Origin of the sequence: Streptomyces sp. NPDC127114 (genome assembly GCF_042677525.1) — a bacterium.
Lineage (GTDB): Bacteria > Actinomycetota > Actinomycetes > Streptomycetales > Streptomycetaceae > Streptomyces.
Genome location: NZ_JBHXTJ010000018.1, coordinates 124,715 through 143,097 on the forward strand (window position 1 = coordinate 124,715; position 18,383 = coordinate 143,097).

General features: G+C 73.8%; 17 protein-coding genes. 7 read left to right on the top strand and 10 right to left on the bottom strand.

Annotation, left to right across the window (positions count from 1 at the left end; all coding sequences use genetic code 11):
• Positions 1 to 7: 7 nt before the first annotated feature.
• Positions 8 to 1,207, bottom strand: a complete 1,200-nt coding sequence (locus ACFVGS_RS20060) for an ABC transporter substrate-binding protein (RefSeq protein WP_384406793.1) — start codon at positions 1,205 to 1,207, stop codon at positions 8 to 10.
• 106 nt (positions 1,208 to 1,313) lie between these two features.
• Positions 1,314 to 2,351 carry an ABC transporter ATP-binding protein gene (locus ACFVGS_RS20065; RefSeq protein ID WP_385693214.1) on the bottom strand — a complete coding sequence of 346 codons (1,038 nt, stop codon included), beginning with the start codon at positions 2,349 to 2,351 and terminating at the stop codon, positions 1,314 to 1,316.
• 176 nt (positions 2,352 to 2,527) lie between these two features.
• Here ACFVGS_RS20065 and ACFVGS_RS20070 point away from each other — a divergent pair, with 176 nt between their 5' ends.
• The gene (locus ACFVGS_RS20070; RefSeq protein WP_385693215.1) at positions 2,528 to 3,313 is read left to right on the top strand and encodes a FadR/GntR family transcriptional regulator; all 786 of its coding nucleotides are present in this window, start codon (positions 2,528 to 2,530) and stop codon (positions 3,311 to 3,313) included.
• A 157-nt stretch (positions 3,314 to 3,470) separates the two neighbouring features.
• On the top strand, positions 3,471 to 4,241 hold the full coding sequence (locus ACFVGS_RS20075; protein ID WP_384406787.1) for a cache domain-containing protein: 771 nt from the start codon (positions 3,471 to 3,473) through the stop codon (positions 4,239 to 4,241).
• Between the two features lie 52 nt (positions 4,242 to 4,293).
• Here ACFVGS_RS20075 and ACFVGS_RS20080 read toward each other — a convergent pair whose 3' ends face one another.
• Positions 4,294 to 4,626, bottom strand: coding sequence for a cupin (locus ACFVGS_RS20080; RefSeq protein WP_384406786.1), 333 nt, complete (start codon positions 4,624 to 4,626; stop codon positions 4,294 to 4,296).
• Between the two features lie 166 nt (positions 4,627 to 4,792).
• Between ACFVGS_RS20080 and ACFVGS_RS20085 the strand changes: the two genes are divergently transcribed.
• On the top strand, positions 4,793 to 5,725 hold the full coding sequence (locus ACFVGS_RS20085) for a DMT family transporter (protein ID WP_384406784.1): 933 nt from the start codon (positions 4,793 to 4,795) through the stop codon (positions 5,723 to 5,725).
• Here ACFVGS_RS20085 and ACFVGS_RS20090 read toward each other — a convergent pair.
• The 7 genes from ACFVGS_RS20090 to ACFVGS_RS20120 form a co-directional block, all read right to left on the bottom strand.
• Complete coding sequence (locus ACFVGS_RS20090) at positions 5,722 to 6,885, bottom strand: oxygenase MpaB family protein (RefSeq protein WP_385693216.1); 1,164 nt, start codon at positions 6,883 to 6,885, stop codon at positions 5,722 to 5,724. The genes ACFVGS_RS20085 and ACFVGS_RS20090 overlap by 4 nt on opposite strands.
• 20 nt (positions 6,886 to 6,905) lie before the next feature.
• Positions 6,906 to 7,949, bottom strand: coding sequence for a polyprenyl synthetase family protein (locus tag ACFVGS_RS20095; RefSeq protein ID WP_385693217.1), 1,044 nt, complete (start codon positions 7,947 to 7,949; stop codon positions 6,906 to 6,908).
• On the bottom strand, positions 7,942 to 8,229 hold the full coding sequence (locus tag ACFVGS_RS20100; protein ID WP_385693218.1) for a polyprenyl synthetase: 288 nt from the start codon (positions 8,227 to 8,229) through the stop codon (positions 7,942 to 7,944). The genes ACFVGS_RS20095 and ACFVGS_RS20100 overlap by 8 nt, the downstream gene beginning before the upstream one ends.
• Positions 8,230 to 8,318: 89 nt before the next feature.
• Positions 8,319 to 9,617, bottom strand: a complete 1,299-nt coding sequence (locus tag ACFVGS_RS20105) for an amidohydrolase (RefSeq protein WP_385693219.1) — start codon at positions 9,615 to 9,617, stop codon at positions 8,319 to 8,321.
• Between the two features lie 99 nt (positions 9,618 to 9,716).
• Positions 9,717 to 11,369 carry an acyl-CoA dehydrogenase family protein gene (locus ACFVGS_RS20110; RefSeq protein WP_385693220.1) on the bottom strand — a complete coding sequence of 551 codons (1,653 nt, stop codon included), beginning with the start codon at positions 11,367 to 11,369 and terminating at the stop codon, positions 9,717 to 9,719.
• On the bottom strand, positions 11,353 to 11,970 hold the full coding sequence (locus ACFVGS_RS20115; protein ID WP_385693221.1) for a TetR/AcrR family transcriptional regulator: 618 nt from the start codon (positions 11,968 to 11,970) through the stop codon (positions 11,353 to 11,355). The genes ACFVGS_RS20110 and ACFVGS_RS20115 overlap by 17 nt, the downstream gene beginning before the upstream one ends.
• Before the next feature lie 118 nt (positions 11,971 to 12,088).
• Positions 12,089 to 12,676 carry a TMEM165/GDT1 family protein gene (locus tag ACFVGS_RS20120; protein WP_384406770.1) on the bottom strand — a complete coding sequence of 196 codons (588 nt, stop codon included), beginning with the start codon at positions 12,674 to 12,676 and terminating at the stop codon, positions 12,089 to 12,091.
• A gap of 332 nt (positions 12,677 to 13,008) precedes the next feature.
• Here ACFVGS_RS20120 and ACFVGS_RS20125 point away from each other — a divergent pair, with 332 nt between their 5' ends.
• The 4 genes from ACFVGS_RS20125 (at position 13,009) to ACFVGS_RS20140 (ending at position 18,381) form a co-directional block, all read left to right on the top strand.
• Positions 13,009 to 13,617, top strand: coding sequence for a TetR/AcrR family transcriptional regulator (locus ACFVGS_RS20125; protein ID WP_385693222.1), 609 nt, complete (start codon positions 13,009 to 13,011; stop codon positions 13,615 to 13,617).
• Positions 13,614 to 15,134 carry an MFS transporter gene (locus ACFVGS_RS20130; RefSeq protein WP_385693223.1) on the top strand — a complete coding sequence of 507 codons (1,521 nt, stop codon included), beginning with the start codon at positions 13,614 to 13,616 and terminating at the stop codon, positions 15,132 to 15,134. Before ACFVGS_RS20125 ends, ACFVGS_RS20130 begins: the two co-directional genes overlap by 4 nt.
• A 1-nt stretch (position 15,135) precedes the next feature.
• Positions 15,136 to 16,281 (top strand): PP2C family protein-serine/threonine phosphatase, encoded by a 1,146-nt coding sequence (locus ACFVGS_RS20135; RefSeq protein WP_385693224.1) that lies wholly within the window; start codon positions 15,136 to 15,138, stop codon positions 16,279 to 16,281.
• Positions 16,282 to 16,509: 228 nt separating this feature from the next.
• Entirely contained in the window at positions 16,510 to 18,381 is a 1,872-nt protein-coding gene (locus tag ACFVGS_RS20140; RefSeq protein WP_385693225.1) for an alpha/beta fold hydrolase, read from the top strand.
• Positions 18,382 to 18,383: the final 2 nt, after the last annotated feature.

Below are 18,383 nucleotides of genomic sequence, written 5' to 3' on the forward strand. Positions count from 1 at the left end.
CGACGGGTCAGCCCTTGATCTCGTTCCAGGCCTGCACCCACTTGGCGTACGGGACGCAGGTGACGTCCTTGCGGCCGTCGAGGCACTGCTCGATGGGCGTGGTCCAGAAGCGGACCCGCTTCCAGTAGGACTCGTCGCTCGCGTGGAAGGTCGCGCAGTGGTCCTTCGCGGCGGTCTCGGCGCAGGACTTGGCGTTGGCGGGGGCCTCGCCGAAGTACTCGGCGACCTGGGCGTTGGTCTTCGGCGAGACGATCCAGTCCAGCCACTTGTAGGCGCAGGTGGGGTGCTTGGCCTTGGCGGACACCATCCAGGTGTCGGACCAGCCGGTGGCGCCCTCCTTCGGGAGCACCGCCTCGACCTTGGCGCCCTCGGCCTTGGCCAGGTTCGCGATGACCTGCCAGCTGGTGCCGACGACGGAGTCGCCGCTCTTGAAGGCGGAGATCTCCTTCAGGTAGTCGCTCCAGTACTCGCCCACGTGGGCGTTCTGCGCCTTGAGGAGCGCGACGGAGGCGTCGAACTGCTTCTGGTCGAGCGCGTACGGGTTCTTGATGCCGAGCTCGGGCCTGGTCGCGCCGAGGTAGAGTGCGGCGTCGGCGATGTAGATCGGGGAGTCGTAGGCGGTGACCTTGCCGCTGTGGGCCGAGGCGCCGTCGAAGACCGCCGACCACGAGTCGGGCGCGGGGGTGACCTTGGCGGTGTCGTACATGAGGAGGTTGGCGCCGCGGCCGTGCGGGATGCCGTAGGAGACGCCCTTGACGGAGTTCCACTCCTGGTTCTTCAGGCCGGAGAACACGTCCGCGTAGCTGGGGACGAGGGCGGTGTTCACCGGGGCGGCGTCACCGGAGGCGATCAGCCGCAGCGAGGCGTCCCCGGAGGCGGAGACGGCGTCGTACTCGCCGGTCTTCATCAGCGCCACCATCTCGTCGGAGGTGGCGGCCGTCTTCGAGTTGACCTGGCAGCCGGTCAGCTTCTCGAAGCCGGACACCCAGTCGACCTCGGGGTCGTTGGAGCCGTCCTCGACGTAGCCGGCCCAGGCGATCAGATTGACCTGTCCCTCGGGGGCGCCGAGGGACGTCGGCGCCTTGAGGGCGGGCGGGTTGAGCCCGCCGGACTTTCCGGACCCGGCCTGGTCGGCCGAGCCGCAGGCCGTGACGAGCAGCAGACCGGAGACGGCGGCGGCCGTCAGGAGCGAGCGGTGCAGACGCACGTGTGATCTCCGTTTGCGTGAGGGAGCGGTGAGGGGGAGCGGTACGGGGGAGCGATGGCGACGTACTGGTGCGGGGAGTCGTGCGGAACGGGCGGTACGGAGGAGGTCACGGGCCCGTGGGGACGGCCACCGCGTGCGACGGGTGCCAGCGGAGCCCCACCCGCGCGCCCCGGAAGGCGGCGAGGTCGGCGGAGGAGGTCTCGAGGTTCTGCTGCACGGCGGTGAGCCGGCCGCCGGTGTCGAGGTCCACCAGGAAGCGCGTGGCGTCGCCCAGGTAGACCACCTCGGCCACGGTGCCGGCGGCGCTCATGTGCCCCGCCTCGGCCGGCGCCGCGGGGTCCGCCACGACGCGGATCTTCTCCGGCCGGATGCTGTACGTGCCGGAGGCGCCGACCACGGCCCGTGCGGTGTCGCCGCTCAGCAGGTTGGAGGTGCCGACGAACCCGGCGACGAAGGCGGTGGCGGGGCGCTCGTAGATCTCGGCGGGCGAGCCGACCTGCTCGATCCGGCCCTGGTGGAAGACGGCGATCCGGTCGCTCATCGTCAGCGCCTCCTCCTGGTCGTGGGTGACGAACACGAAGGTGATGCCGACCTGGCGCTGGATCGCCTTGAGTTCGACCTGCATCTGCTCGCGCAGCTTGAGGTCGAGCGCGCCGAGCGGTTCGTCCAGGAGCAGCACCCGCGGCCGGCCGACGAGGGCGCGGGCCAGGGCGACGCGCTGACGCTGACCGCCGGACAGCTCGGCCGGGCGGCGCCGGCCGTAGCCCTCCAGGCGCACCTGGGCGAGGGCCGCGCGGGCCCGCACCAGGCGCTCGGCCTTGGGGACGCCGCGCACCTTCAGTCCGTACGCCACGTTCTGTTCGACCGTCATGTGAGGGAACAGCGCGTAGTCCTGGAACACGGTGTGCACGTCGCGCTCGAAGGGCGCCAGCCGGGTGACGTCCTCGCCGGCGAGTTCCACCGTGCCGGCGGTCGGGGTCTCGAACCCGGCGATCATCCGCAGGACGGTGGTCTTCCCGGAGCCGGACGGGCCGAGCATCGAGAAGAACTCGCCGTCGGCTATCTCCAGGTCCACCCCGGCCACGGCCTCGGTCCGGCCGTAGCTCTTGCGCAGTCCTGAGAGCCGGATCGCCATTCCCTCCATGGGCGGGAACCTTTCTGGTGCTGAGGAGCGTTCTGCGAGTGCGCGTAAACATATGAAGTCATAGTTCAAATCTCAAGGCCCCCGTAAGGTAAAGGCTGAGTCAACGCGTGAGGTGGTGCAGCGTGAGGCCAGACGGCAGACAGGGCTCGGGCGCGCAGGGGAGCGCCCGCAGTGCCGTGTTCACCCCTGTCGACACCCGGGCCCGGGTCGACACCGTGGTGCGCCGGCTCGGCGACGCCATCGAGCTCGGCCTCCTCGCCGACGGCGAGCAGCTGCCCGGCGAGACCGAGCTCGCCGGACAGCTCGGTGTCTCCACGGTCACCCTGCGGGAGGCCCTGATGGCCCTGCGCCAGCAGGGGCTCGTCACCACCCGCCGCGGCCGCGGCGGCGGCAGCTTCGTGACCGCCCCCGAAGGGCCGGCGGAGGACCGGCTGCGGGCCCGGCTCGCCGACTGGTCCACCGAGGAACTGCGCGACCTCGGCGACCACTGGGCCGCCGTCTCCGGGGCAGCGGCGCTGCTCGCCGCCCAGCGCACCCAGCCCGGCGACCTGCGTCAGCTCACCCGCACGGTCGACGAGTTCGCCCGCGCCGAGGACCCCGCCGCGCGCAGCAGGCTCTACGGCCGCTTCCACGTCGAACTCGCCGCCGCGGCCCAGTCCGCCCGGCTCACCCGCGAGGAGGTCGCCCTCCAGGCCGAGTTGGGCGCCCTGCTCGTCCTCGTCCTCGACGAGCCCGCGTATCGGGAAAGCGTGGCGGATCGTCACCGCTCCGTGATCTCCGCCGTGCAGGATGAGGCCGACGAGCGGGCCAGAATGCTGGCCGAGCAGTGCGTACGCGAGTCCGTGGGCCGACTGGTCGCCCTGCGGCTCGCGCCCCCCACGCGCGCACCCGAGCCGCGTCCCGAGGAGGACACCGATGGCCAGGACCACCGGGCTCGCCCGCCCCGCCGGAGCACCGGCTGACCCGCCGGACCCCACGTCGGAGGCCGCGACCGGCCCTACCGCACGGACGTCCGGCGGTCCGGCCGCACGCACACCGGGCGGACCGCCCGCCGGCACGGCTGCCGGAACGGCTTCCCGAACGTCGGCCGGACCCGAGGGAGCCCCGCAGGCGGCCGGTGTGCCCGCCGACGCCGTCTCGGAGCGCGTCCGCGCCACTCTCGAAGGCGTCTTCGCCGCCGTCGCCGCCACCGCCGCCGACACCGCGGCCCTGCTCACCCGGGTGGCCGCCGACGGCCGGAACCCGGTCCGCGCCGACCTCGTCGCGCTCCGCCCCGCGCTTCACCACCGCCTGGGGGCCGGCGCCCCGGCCGACCCCGGCGCCCCGGGGTCCCTCGCCGGTCTCGTCTCCGGCATCGGCTTCGTCGCCGCGCCCGGACTCCTCGCGGACGTCCCGGCCTGGCTGGAGTGGTGGCAGCGCGGCCCCGACGGCGCCGTCCGGCCGCTGCACGTCGACCTCGACCCGGAGCACTCCGCGTACTCCGACTACACCCACTGGGACTGGTACGAGCTGCCCCGCGAGACCGGCCGGCGGGCCGTCGCCGGGCCCTACGTCGACTACCTGTGCTCCGACGAGTACGGCCTGACGCTCTCCGCTCCCGTCCACGTCGACGGCGTCTTCGTCGGGGTCGCCGCGGCCGACGTCTACCTGCGCCACTTCGAGGCGGCCGTGCTGCCGGTGCTCCAGGAACTGCCCGTCCCCGCCCGGCTGGTGAACGCCCGGGGCCGCGTCGCCGCCTCCACCGACCCGGCCCGCCTCGCGGGCTCCCTCACCAAGGGCCCCGACTTCGCGGCGGTCCTGGCCGCGCCCCCGGCCGTCCACCGGCACGGCGCCCTGCGTCTGACGCCGTGCCACGGCACGCCGCTGGTGCTCGTCACACCGGAGCGCTGAACGGCCAGGGGCCTGCCCGGCGGATCGCGGCGCCGCCTGGCGGACGGCCGGCTCAGTCGTTGACGGCCGTCAGCAGGACGACGGCGTCCTCGAGCGCGGTGAGGCCGTGACGTTCCTTCGGGATCATCTGGAGCTGGCCGGCCGCCAGCTCCTGGGTCCGCCCGGAGGCCGTCAGCTCCACCCGGCCGCGCAGGACCTGCAGGCTCGCCGCCGGCGGGGCGTTGTGCTCGTCGAGCGACATGCCCGCGATCAGGGCGATCACGCTCTGCCGCAGCACCCCGTCGTGCACCAGGATGTGGGCGCTGCGGCCGTGCGCGTCGGTGCGGGCGTTCGCCAGGTGCTCCTCGACGAGGGCGCCGAGGTCGTGAGGTGCGGGCTCCTGCATCGTGTCTCCCTGCGGGGTGCGCGGACGGATACCCCCAGCCTTGCGCGTGCCGGGCGTCACGCAACTCGGGCCCGCCCCGCCCCGGCCGTCGGACCGGCCACGGCGAACGGGACGGCGGCGCGTGTCCCGGCCGGACCCGCGCAGGCGTCGCGGCTACGGTGAGGCGGTGCAGCGCGCCGAAGACCGGCTGACGCTCGCCGCGTTCGTCGCCGCCGCGGTGCTCGCGGGCGGCAACGCGGTCGGCGTCCGCTTCAGCAACCGAGAACTCGACCCCCTCTGGGGCGCCGCCCTCCGCTTCGGCGCCGCCTCCCTCGTCCTGCTCGCCCTCATGGCCGTGCGCCGGATGCCCTTCCCGCGCGGCCGGGCCCTGGCGGGCGCCGTCCTCTTCGGCGTCCTCGAGTTCGGTGTCACGTTCGCCCTGGCCTACTACGCGCTCGTCCGCATCCACGCGGGATTCGGCCAGACGATCCTCTCCCTGACCCCGCTCGCCACCCTCCTGCTCGCCGTCGCCCAGGGCCTCGAACGGTTCCGGCTCGCGGCCGCCGTGGGCACCGTCCTCGCCACGGCGGGCGTGGCGGTCATCTCCCGCGCCCCGCTCAGCGAGTCGGTGCCCGTGCTCTCGCTCCTGGCGATCCTCGGCTCCGTGCTCTCCTTCGCCCAGGCGACGGTCCTCGTCAGGCGGCTGCCGAAGGTCCACCCCGTCACCATGAACGCCGTCGGCATGACCGCCGCGTCCGTCCTCCTCTTCGCCGGCTCCGCCGCGGTCGGCGACACCTGGCGCCTTCCCGACCGGGCCGCCACCTGGTGGGCCCTGGCCTACCTGGTGATCGCCGGCTCCGTCCTCACCTTCGTGCTCTTCCTGTTCGTCGTGCACCGCTGGGACGCGTCCCGGGCCGCGTACGTCTTCGTCGTCGTCCCCGTCGTCACCATCGTCGTGTCGGCCTGGCTGGACGACGAACCCCTCACCGCCTCCCTGCTCCTGGGCACACCGCTGATCCTCGCGGGCGTGTACGTCGGTGCCCTCCGGCACCGGCCCGGACCGGCCGGGGACGAGACCCGGGACGACAAACCCGAGGGCGGGCCCCGGGACGAGAGCTAATCAGTCAGGACGGCCGGCGGCGGGCTCCACCGGCGCTTGGGCGACACCGTCGAGGACACGCCGTAGTCCTTCTTGAGGTGCTCCGGGATCGCGTAGTGCATGACCCGCCCCCGCGTGAGCGAGGACAGTTCGAACACCGTGGTGAGATGGCCGAGCCGGTCCAGGAGCCAGGCGCCGAGCGGCGAGCGGTCCTCGACGGTCTCCAGGACGCCGAGCAGGTGCGGCACCGCCTTGACGACGGTGTCCCACGGCGTGCGGGCGACCTCCAGCCAGTCCGCGCACGTGTCGCCCACCAGATGGCGGATCAGCGCGGACACGATCGGGTCGAAGAAGGTACCGGGCACGACCTCCTCGTACAGCTCGACCAGCTGCCGGGTGAGGAGGGCCCCGTCCTCGGAGGGACCCATGTGGCGGATCATGTACAGGTCCAGGAACCGGCGCGCCTCGTCGAGGTCCTTCGGCACCGCCTCCTGGTCGACGCCGAGCATCGCGCCGACCACCCGCCACGCGTACAGGTAGGCCTCCGCGCCCTCCACGGACATGTGGATGCCCAGGCGGTGCAGACTGTCCAGGACCAGCATCGAGAAGAACATCTGCCCGCCGATCATGTCCTCCTGGCAGATCGGCACTCCCAGCGCGGCACCGTCCCAGCGGTCCTCCCGCTTCAGGTGGTGGCGGATGGAGGCGTGCAGCAGCCGCACCTTCTGCGCGGCCGGCACGAACCGGCCGCCCGCCTCGAAGGCGTCAGGCCGCATCAGGTACAGCGTGAACTGGCCGGTCTCCGCCATCCGCTTGGCCGGGTACTTCAGCCCGTGCGTCGTCGCCAGCAGCTTCGCCACGTGCGGCACGAGGTAGCAGGCGGGCATGGCGGCGAAGGACAGGGCCGTGGTGATGTGCACGTCGTTGTCGGCGAAGAACAGCCGGGCCTTCTCCATCTCGCCCCAGTCGACCCAGCTCGGCGGGGCGGCGGTCACCCGCAGGTACTCCCGGGCCACGTCGGGCAGTCCGTCCGGCAGCGGGGCGCCGGACGTGGAGACGTAACGCATCAGGGTGTTGAAGGTGCCGACCTCCCCGCGCTCGAAGAGGGTGGCGACCGTGGCGTCGGCGAGTTCGTCGCCGGCCTGGCGCAGGGCGTCCATCGACGCCTCCGTGGGGATCATGCGGGCTCCTCGTACAGGGGTCAGGACTGGCGGGCCGAAGCGGAGTGGGCCAGGGAGGTGAGGGCGGCGACGGCCGTGGGCGGCGCGTCGAGACCGTCGAGCGCGTCCAGTGCCTCCTCGACCCGGGCGGCGATCATGTGTTCCACGCGTTCCGGAGTCCGCAGGCTCCGCATCAGCGCGCGCACCTCTTCGGGATCGGTGCCGTCCCGGCCCAGGAGCGAGCCCAGCCGCTCGCGCTGGGCGGCGTCCGCGACCCGCCAGGTCTCCGCGAGGAGCGCGGTCGGCCGGTGCCCCCGCAGGTCGTCGCAGGTGGCCTTGCCCGTACGCGCCGGGTCGCCGAACAGGCCGAGCAGGTCGTCCCGCAGCTGGAACGCCTCGCCGAGGGGCAGCCCGTACGCCGAGTAGCCCGCGCCCAGGCGGGACGCGGCCCCGGCCAGCGTGCCGCCGATCAGCAGGGGCTGCTCCACGGTGTACTTGGCGGTCTTGTAGCGGATCACCTTGAGCGAGGCCGTCGTGTCCGGGGCCGCGCCCGTGCGCAGGATCTCCAGGCACTCGCCCGCCACCAGCTCCCGCGCGAGCGCCGCCCACAGCGGGCGCGCCCGGGCGAGGTAGGCCGCGGGCAGTCCGCTGGTCACGAACAGCTGCCCGGCCAGCGACATCAGCAGGTCCCCGACGAGCATCGCGAGGGACCGGGCCGCGGCGCCGGACCGCGGGTGGTCCGGCACGGCGGAACGCAGCGCCCGGTGCGCGGTGGGCCGTCCGTGCCGCAGCGGACTGTCGTCGATGAGGTCGTCGTGCACCACCGCGGCCGCGTGGACCAGCTCCATGGACGCCGCCGCGCGCAGCAGGGCGTCGCTGTCCGGCTGCCCGCCGCCCCGCCAGCCCCAGTAACAGAACGCCGCCCGCAGCCGCTTGCCGCGCGCCACGGCCGCCTCCAGCTGCTCGGCCACCGGCCCGAGCGCCGGGTCGACGTCCACGAGCCGGTCGGCCTCCTCGGCCACGAACCCGCGCAGCACCTCGTCGACCCGGGCCTTGAACGCGGCGGGCTCCCAGGCCTCAGTCATCGGCACGGGACCGTGTGGCGAGGACGTGCCGGGCGAGCACCTCCAGATGGGCCGGCGGCAGCGCCGCGTGGCGGTCGAGCGCGAGCCGCCCGCGCGCCACCAGGTCCCGCTCGGCCTCCTCGACCAGCTGCACGGCGTCCGAGCGGCGTAACAGCCCCCGTACCGTGCCCACTGCCGAACCCAGCGTGCTCACCGCCAGGTCCGCGAGCCCCGCGACCAGCAGCACCGCCTGGTCGTCCCGGCCCCGATGTCCGTTCGTCTGTCCGTTCTCCGACGTCATGACCCTCAGCGTGATCACGGACGACGGGCGGCACGGGGAGAATTCACGAACGAGTGAAGCGCGGGCGGGCGGGGCCCGGTGCTTTTCGGTCAGTCCGTGGTGAGCGCACCCGTCAGATGGTCGTACGCCACGTGCGCGTGCAGCCGCACACCGGTCACCAGGGTGTCGTCGTCCGCGTAGAAGTGCGGGTTGTGGTTGGTGACCAGACCCCGGCCGCCGGGCGCCGGGACCGGCCGCCCGGCCTCGTCCAGGCTCGCGTCCTGGACGCCCAGCGTCACGTAGAGACCGCCGAAGCGGTTCACGAACTCCGACACGTCGTCGTAGCCGAGCGTCGCGCCGGTCTCGACGACCCGGTCCGCGCCCACCACCCGCCGCAGCGTCGGCAGTCCCGCCTCCACCCACTCCGCGGTGTTGTGCACCGGCGGCACCGGCTGGAGGAAGTCCACGGCGGCCGTGGCGCCGTAGGCGGCCGCCGTGTGCTCGGCCAGCGCCGTCAGACGCCGCTGCACGTCCGCCATGCCGGACTCGACGGCGCAGCGGATCGTGCCCCACAGCGTGACGGTCTGGCCGATGATGTTGAACCGGCCGACGTCCTCGACGTGCCCGATGGTGACGGTGACCGGGTCGAAGGCGGACACCTGGCGGTAGATCTGGCCGATTCCCGTGAGCACGGCGCCCGCCGCCGGCATCGGGTCGACGCCCTGCCAGGGCGTGGAGCCGTGCACCTGCCGGCCCGTGACGACGATGCGGACCAGCGTGGAGGCCGCGTACTGGTTACCGGCCCGGTAGCCGACGTATCCCTTCGGGTACGGCGTCACGTGCATGCCGAACACCATGCTCGGGACCGGACCGGCGAAGGCGCCCGCCTCGACCATGGCCAGCGCCCCGCCGGTCTCGCCGACCGGGGGGCCCTCCTCGGCCGGCTGGAACACGAACAGGACGGTTCCGGGCAGCCCTTCGCGCGCCCCGGCGAGCACGGTGGCCGCGCCCATCAGCATCGCGGTGTGGCAGTCGTGCCCGCACGCGTGGGAGACGGGGAACGGGCCGCCCGGGTAGTCGGCGTCCACCGTCTCCGACGCGAAGTCGGTCCCGCAGAGGTCCTTGACCGGGAGCGCGTCGATGTCCGCGCGCAGGGCGATCGTCCGCGGCCCCGGCCGTCCGCCCCTGAGCACGCCCACCACTCCGTGGCCGGCGATGCCGGTGCGGACCTCGTCGAGACCGAGGGAGCGCAGGTGCTCCGCGACGAACGCCGCCGTCCGCTCCTCCCGGTTGGACAGCTCCGGGTACCGGTGCAGGTGCCGCCGCCAGGCGATCACCTGCGGCGCGACCTTCTCCGCACCCCGCTCCAGCGCCGCCCGGACCTCGTCGTGCGTGGCTTCCGCGCTCACCCGGGCCTCCGTCTCCGTCCTGCTTCGAGCGATGACGTCAGGAACCAGGCTCGCATGACGAGGTGGCTTCTCGCCGGACGAACGGTCAGACCGTGGCGACTACGCCCCGGTCGTCAGGGGCGCGCCGCGTTCGATGATCGACGTGGTGTCCACACCGGCCGGCAGGGTGCCGAAGGCGATGCCCCAGTCGCCGTCCAGACGCGAGGCGCAGAAGGCGTCGGCGACCGCCGGGTGGCCGTGGCGGACGAGCAGGGAGCCCTGGAGGACCAGCGCGAGGTGCTCGACCAGTCGGCGGGCCCGGTACTGAAGGGCCGTCGGGTCGCCCAGTTCGGCGAGTTCCTTGCGCAGCCGGGATACGGCCGCGTCCAGCCTGCGGTCGGCGCCGGCCGCCCGGTCCACCTCGGCGAAGAAGGCCTCCACGGCGGCGGGCTGCTTGGCCATCGCGCGCAGCACGTCGAGCGCGGCCACGTTGCCCGAGCCCTCCCAGATGGACGGCAGCGGCGACTCCCGGTAGAGCCGGGGCAGCCCCGAGTCCTCGACGTAGCCGTTGCCGCCCAGGCACTCCAGGGCCTCGGCGGCGTGGGCGGGAGCCCGCTTGCACACCCAGTACTTGGTGACGGCGAGGCCCAGGCGGCGCAGCTGCTCCTCCTCGGGGTCACCGGCCGCCGCCCGGTCCACCGCGCCGGCGAGGCGCATCGCGGCGATCGTCGCGGCCTCCGCCTCGACGGCCAGGTCGGCGAGGACGTTGGTCATCAGCGGCTGGTCGACGAGCCGGGCGCCGAAGGCGCTGCGGTGGGTCGTGTGGTGGACGGCCTGCACCAGGCCGAGCCGCATCCCGGACGCGGAGCTGATCGCGCAGTCCAGGCGGGTCATGTTCACCATGCGGATGATGGTGGCGACGCCCCGGCCTTCCTCGCCGACGAGCCGGCCGAGGGCGCCCTCGTACTCGATCTCGCCGGAGGCGTTGGACTTGTTGCCCAGCTTGTCCTTCAGGCGCTGGAGCCGGATGGCGTTGCGCGAGCCGTCGGGCAGCACGCGCGGCACCAGGAAGCAGGAGAGCCCGCCGGGCGCCTGCGCGAGGGTCAGGAAGACGTCCGACATGGGTGCCGAGGTGAACCACTTGTGTCCGGTCAGCGCGTACGTGCCGGGCTCGCCCGTGGGCACCGCGCGCGTCGTGTTGGCCCTGACGTCAGAACCGCCCTGCTTCTCGGTCATCGACATCCCGGCGATGATCCCGCGCTTGTCCGTCGGGACCCGCAGTCCGAAGTCGTAGTCGGGAGAGGTCAGCAGCGGCTCGTACACGGCGGCCAGCTCCGGCTCGACGCGCAGCGCCGGCACGGCCGCGTACGTCATCGAGACCGGGCACAGGTGGCCCGCGTCGGCCTGACCCCACACGAACACCTTCGCGGCGCGCGCCACATGGGCACCCGGCCGCCCGTCGGCCCACGGCGCCGCGTGCAGGCCGTGCCGGACGGCGACGCCCATCAGCTCGTGCCAGTACGGGTGGAACTCGACCTCGTCGATCCGGTGGCCGTACCGGTCGTGGGTGTGCAGCACGGGGGAGTGGCGCTCGGCGAGCCGCCCCCACTCCTGGGCCTCGGCGTTCCCCGCCCGCACCCCCAGCTCGCGGACCTCGCTCTCCGCCCAGCCGGCGCCCTCGCGCCGCAGCGCCTCGAGGAGCGCCGGGTCGGCCGAGACGTCGTAGCCGGTGAGCGGCGGAACCTGGTTGGTGACCTCATGCGTGGTCGGCATCGGGAACTCCCAGAGCTCGCAGGGTGAAGGTGACCAGTGCGGGGACGGTGCCGGGCCCCGGGGACCCGACAGTCAGAGGGCCGATCAGCGCCTCCGCGCCCGCGCCGACGAGTGCGGAGGCGGTCAGGACGGCGTCCTGGGGAGGCAGTTCGCCGTCCCGCACGCCGGCCGCGATCCGCTCGGCGAAGACGTCGCGGAACGCGCGGCGGAAGACGAGCCGTTCGGCGTCGACGGCCGGGTCGACCGGCTCGGCCAGCAGCGCGTAGGCGAGGCGCGGCGCCCTGAGGGCGCGGCCGGCGAAGGTCTCGATGACCGCCACGACCCGGTCGGCGGCCGTCCGGTGCGTGTCGAGCGCGGCGGCCTCGGAGACGGCGGCCACCTCACGCCGGACGACCGTCCGGAACAGCTCGACGGAGAGCTCCGCCTTGCTGGGGAAGTGGCGGTAGACGCTTCCGGTGGCGATTCCCGCCCGCGCGGCGACGGCGGCCACGGTGCAGCCGGCGTAGCCGTGCTCGGCCAGCAGGCCGAGGCCCGCCTCGACGACAGCGGTGCGCTGTGCGTCGAGACGGGCCTGGACCGCGGGCGTGCGTCGATAGGGCATGGAAGAAGTGAAGCAGTGATTCACACCTTCAGCAAGAGATCGCCCACCGCTGCCGGAGAGGTGACGGCGCGCTTTCGCCGCGGCGGATCACGAAGGGCGGCGCGGGGCCGGCCGCGTGTCAGCCGGTGACGATCTCGGCGAGTGACCAGACGGCGAGCGCGGCCATGCACACGCCGCCGATCCGCTGCACCGTCTTCAGCGGCACCTTCTTCGCGATGAACCGGCCCGCGACCAGCGCGAGAGCCGAGACGGTCATCAGGGCGGCGGCGGAGCCGACGGCGGTCGACCAGGTGCCGTTGGTGGCGGCCAGGTTGGCCGTGGTGATCTGGGTCAGGTCACCCCACTCGCTGATGAACACGGCCATGAAGGCGGTGGAGTAGACGGGCCAGAAGCCGGTCACGGTCCTGCCGCCGGCGTCCTCCTCGTTCTCGTCGTCCCCGCCGCCGCGCAGCAGCACGAAGGCGCCGAAGCCGAACATGAGGGCCGAGGCGAGCTTGACGGTCCAGCCGGGCAGCAGGCCGAGCAGGCTGCCGGCGCCGACCGCGATGGCGACGTGCACGGCGAAGGCCGTCGCGGTGCCGAACCACACGTACAGCGGACGCATGCGCGTGCCCATGGCCAGGGACGCGAACATCGTCTTGTCGGGAAGCTCGGCGAGGAAGATCAGCCCGAAGGCGGTGACGATCGCCAAGGGGTCGAGATGCATAACCGGGAGGCTCTCTGCTCGGACCGGGCCCGGGACCGACACGGCGCCTCGGTGGGCGACGGGAGGACCACTCGGCCCGGCATGACGGACCACGCCCACGGAACGCGGACGTGGCGGTACTGCCTGGCCGAAGGTCTCGCCCGCCCGCGCTTCACGCGGACCCGGTCACCGGGAACCCGAGGGCTCCAGTGTGTCGACGACCGGTTCGCAGGGCTACTCCCCTTCGCTGCCGTCCAGTGTAGCGGACGGCCGGGGCGATCTTCGTAGACGCTGTCTACGAAACTGGTCAGGAGTGGTAGACACTGTCTACGAAGATCGGGTAGACAGAATCCATGCCTGAAGAAACCGTCTCCGAAGAACCCGTGCCCGCACCCGGGGAAGGCCTGCGCGAACGGCTCGTCCGCACCGGCGTCGAGCTCGTCGACGCCGAAGGCGTCCAGGCCCTCTCGCTCCGCGAGATCGCCCGCCGCGCCGGTGTGTCCCACGGCGCGCCCCGCCGACACTTCCCGACCCACCTCGACCTGCTCTCCGCCATCGCCCGCGAGGGCTTCCGCGAGCTCGGCGCGCGGGTGGCAGCGGTGAGCGAGGACGAGCCCCGCGCTCGGATCGAGGCCCTGGCCCGCGTCTACCTCGACTTCGCGGAGGGCCGTGGCGGGATGTACGAGCTGATGTTCCGCCACGACCTCCTGGAGAGCGGCCGGCTCGGCCTGCGGGACACGAGCCTCCCGCTCTTCGGCCACCTCGCCGAGCTGGTCGCCAGGGCCCGTCCCGGCACCGCCGAGCCCGCCGTCACCGCCGGCGCCCTCTGGGCCAACCTCCACGGCATCGCCCAGCTCCGGCGCTGGGGCAGCCTCCGGCTCGCGACCGGCACGGACGACGTCACGCCGGTCCTCGCCGCCGCGCTCGACGCCCACCTCGGAACCGCGGAGGTCCGCCGGTGACCGGCCGCCCGGGCCGCCGGGTGGCCCTCACGTGCAGCGTCGTCGGCGCCTCCGTCGTCGCCCTCGACGGCACCGTCCTGACCATCGCCCAGCCCGTGCTCCAGCGGGACCTCGGGGCGGACACCGGCCAGGTGCAGTGGACCAGCACGGGATACCTGGTGGCGGTCGCCAGCCTGCTGGTCTTCGCCGGACGGCTCGGCGACCGCTACGGCCACCGGCGGGTCTTCGCCCTCGGCTGCATCGGCTTCGCGCTCGCGTCCGCCGGTATCGCCGCCGCGCCCGGGATCGGCTGGGTCGTCGCCCTGCGCGTGGTCCAGGGCGTGACCGGCGCGCTGCTCCAGCCCGCCACGCTGGGGATGCTGCGCGGCGCCTATCCGCCGGAGCGGCTCGGCATGCCCGTCGCCGTGCGCACGAGCGCCATCGGGCTCGCCGCCGCGGCCGGACCGCTGGCGGGCGGCGTACTGGTGGACGCGTACGGCTGGCGCGCGGTCTTCCTCATCGGCGTCGTGCCCACCCTGGCCGTCGCCCTGCTCTGCCTCGCCGTCCCCGAGCCCGGCCGGACGGCGGGGACGCGGACGGAGGGCAAGGGGGCCCAGGACCGGGTGCCGCGGGGTCGGATGCCGGGCAGCCGGCCGGACGGCCGGCGGAGGGAGGAGCCCGGAGGCGCACGTGCGGCGCGCAGGGGAACCGCGCGTCTCCCGTCCGTCCGGGCCGCGCTGCGCGCGCTCGACCTGTCCGGCGCCGCTCTGCTCGCCCTCGCACTCGCCGCCCTCGTCCAGGGGCTCGCCCACGGGCCGGCCGCCGGAACCGTGCCCGCCCTCGCCGTCGCCACGGTCGCCGCCACCGCCTTCCTCCGGCACGAGCGGCGCGTCCCGCGGCCCCTGCTGCCGCCGGAGATGCTGCGCCCCGGTCCGGTCACCGCCGGTCTCGGCGCCCTGCTCGCCGTCTCCGCCGCCCTCTCCGGCACGCTGTTCACGGCCACGTACCTGTTCCAGGACTCCCTCGGGCTGGGCCCGCTGCCGACCGCGGTGCGGATGGTGCCGCTCGCGCTGCTGATGATCGCCGGCGCGCCCCTCAGCGCCGTCCTCGCCAGGCGTGTCGGCGCGCGGACCACCGCCACGGGCGGAGCCGTGCTGCTGGCCGCCGGCGTGCTGCTGCTCGCCCGGCCGGAGGTCACCGGCTCCGGACTCGCGACGGGCTCCGCCGCCGCGCTGATCGGCGCCGGGTTCGGGGCCGTCATGGTCACGGCGACCTCCGTCGTCGTCCACCGCGCCCCCGAGGAGCACGCGGGAGTCGCGGGCGGCCTCCAGCAGACCGCGATGAACACCGGCCCCGTCCTCGGCGTGGCGCTCGCGAGCCTGCTCCTCGCCTCCGGCGCCGCACTGCCCGCCCTCGCCGCCGTCGCGGCGCTCGCGGTCCCGGCCACGCTGTCCCTGCCCCGCGCGGACCGGAAGGCCGGACACGCCCGTGACGTCGTAACGCCAGGGTCCGCCCCGGCCCCGAACGTACGATCCTGAAATGCCTTCCGGTGGTCACCGCGTTCCCGCCACGACGGGAACGCGCACCCAGTTCACCCTCGGTCTCGCGCTGCCCCTGCTGGCCCTCGCCCTCGTGGTCCTCGCCGACCTCATCACCTCGCAGGGCCAGCACTTCGACCGCCTCCTCGTCATCGGCCCCGCACTCGCCGCCATCACCTGGGGCGTGCGCGGCACCCTCGTCATCGGGGTGCTCGCCATGGTGCTGCGGCTGGTCCTCGGCCTCGTGCAGGGCGACGCCGCCACCGACGTCATCGGCGCCGAACTGGTCCTCGGCGCCGTCATCGCCGCCGCCGTCTGGGTGAGCCAGGTCCGCACGCGCTACGAGCGCGACCTGAGCGAGGTGACCGCCGTCGCCGAGGTCGTCCAGCGGGTGCTGCTGCGCCCGCTGGCACCCCGGCTCGGCCGGGTCGAACTGCACCTGCTGTACGTCTCCGCCGCCGCCAAGGCCCGGATCGGCGGCGACTTCTACGAGGCGGTACGGGTCCCCGGCGCCGTCCGCGTCATGCTCGGCGACGTCCAGGGCAAGGGCCTCGGCGCGGTCGAGACCGCCTCGGTGCTGCTCGGGTCCTACCGCGCCTCCGTGACCGAGGCGCGCGACCTGGCCGGACTCGCCGACCGGCTCGAAGAGGGCCTGCAGCAGTACGGGGCCTGGGACCCGGACTCCGACGCCGCCGAACGCTTCGCCACCGTGCTGCTGCTCGAACTCCCCGACGACGAGGACGTCGTGCGCCTCCTCAGCTGCGGGCATCCCGCCCCGCTGGTCCAGCACGGCGACCGGGTGCAGCCGGTCACCCTCGCCGACCCGTCCCTGCCGGTCAACCTGGCCGGCCTGTACGCCTCCCGGCACCGCGTCGAGGAGGTGCCGTTCGGGCCGGGGGACCGGCTGCTGCTCTTCACCGACGGCGTGAGCGAGACACGTGACGGGGACGGCGACTTCTATCCGCTCGAGGAACGCCTGGCCGCCTGGGCGGGGGAGCCGGCGGAGCGGGTCCTGCCGCTGCTGCACCGCGACCTCGCCGCGTACGGCGCGGCGGGGCTCGACGACGACGTGGCCGCGCTGCTCGTCGTACGACCGCCGGAACCGGCCGCTGCGCCCGCGCCCGCCGTCCCCGGAGCCGTGCGGTAGCGGGCCGGAGCCGTTCCAAACGTGTGAAACCGGGCAGCTGGTGTCGTCCCTGCCCCGGTTGGATGTCTCACGCGCCCTTCATGTGCTCTCTGGTGGCTCTGTCCGCAATGGGCCAGGCTTGCTGACCGTGCGCCGCCGTCCGCATGGCGGACACACCGCGTCCGGGTGACCGGTGACCGTGGACCGCGCGCACGGAACCGCCGGACCAGACGAGAGGAACGGGTGCACGTGCCCGAGGACAACACCTTCAGCTCGTTCATCAGCGAAGCCGTGACCGAGGCCGATGTCGCACGGATCGCCGCCCGCGGCCTTTGGGCCGCCGACGGCACCCTCGACCCCGATGCCGCCAGGCTCGGCCAGACGCTGGCCGCCGCCCTGGAGGACGAGACCAGGACGGACCTGCTGCCCGCCGGACTCGCCGAACTCGTCGGCCGGGTGCGCGGACTCGCCCTGCCGGGCTTCCCGCGCATCGAGACCGAGGACGGCATCCGGCTCTCCGCCTTCACCCTCCGTCAGCTCGCGCCCGGCCCCCACCCGCTGGTCGTCATGCCGGCCGGCTGGCAGCCCCTGGGCTGGGCGCTGTTCATGTACGCCTATCTGACCCTGGCCGCCAGGGGCTACCACGTCGTCGCCTACACACCCCGTGGCCTCGGCATCGACGGCCTGCCCTCCACCTCGCCGGGCCACATCGACGTCGCCGGGCCACGCGACTGGGCGGACGGCTCGGCCGTCGTCGACTACGCGGTCGACGGCTTCGGCCCCAGCGCGATCGGCTTCCTCGGCGAGTCCTACGGCTCCGGCATCAGCCAGCTGGTCGCCGCCCACGACGACCGGGTGCAGGCGGTTGTGGCCCTCAGCACCTGGGGCAACCTGGCCACGAGCCTCTACGACAACGGCGTGCGCCACGTCGAGGCCGTCAGGACGCTGCTCAGGGTCACCGGCGGCAAGGTCGAGGACAAGTTCGACGAGCCCACCCGCGCGATCCTGGAGAAGTTCCTGGCGGGCCGCGACATGGCGGAGGTGGTCGCGTGGGGCACCCGGCGCGCGCCCCAGTCGTATCTCACGGAGACCAACGAGAAGGGCACGCCGACCTTCTTCTCCCACACCTGGCACGAGGGCCTGTTCCCGGTCAACCAGGTCCTGGAGACCTTCAACGCGCTGACCGTGCCCAAGCGGCTCAACATGTGGATCGGCGACCACGCCGTGCCCGAGGGGCGCGGCCTGGTCGCGCCGCCCGCCACGCCCGGCGACGTCAACATCCCGATGCGCGAGGCGTACCAGTGGCTCGACCACCACCTCAAGGGCGAGCGCAACGGCGTGGAGGACTGGCCCGCCGTCAGCAACCAGGTCATGTTCACGTACACCACCGTGCCGGTGCGCGACCCCGGGACCGGGCAGCCGACGGGGGAGAACGAGATCGTCGAACCGGCCCGGCGCGAGACCCACGCCGACTGGGCCGGGGTCACCACCCGCACCGAGCCGCTCGCCCTGACCGGCGGCGGCGCGGGCGGCACGGACGGCGGACTCGTCCCGGTCGACGCCCCGCCCGGCGCCGACGCGGAGACCGTCTGGGAGCGGTCGTTCATCGCGGGCGTGGACACCGAGGCCACCGCGATGGACAAGATCATGGAGACCGGCAGGGCGGAGTGGTCCGGCAACCCGAAGACCTACGACACCCGGAAGATCGACCGCACCCACGCCCTGGTGTGGACGACGGAGCCGCTGACGGGACCGGCCGGCGGCACCGCGGGCCGCCGGGTGCGCGGCGTTCCCGAGCTGCGGCTGGCCGTCCGGTCGACGGTCGGCGCGGCGACCCTGGTCGCGCACCTCTTCGACCTGGCCGAGGACGGGACGGCCCGGATCATCACCCACGAGCCGCTGAACGTCGAGGACCTGACGCCCGGACAGGACCGGCAGGTCCGCTGGAAGCTGCAGGCCGCCGCGTACGACATCCCCGAAGGACACCGGCTGATGCTGGTGATCGACAGCAAGGACCCGCTGTACGCGGACGTCTCGGAAGAGGTGGCGGCGGTCTGGACGCAGACCACGGTCTCCGCGACCGAGGGCGCCCCGGCGGTGCACGAACTGCCGCTGGGCTGAGC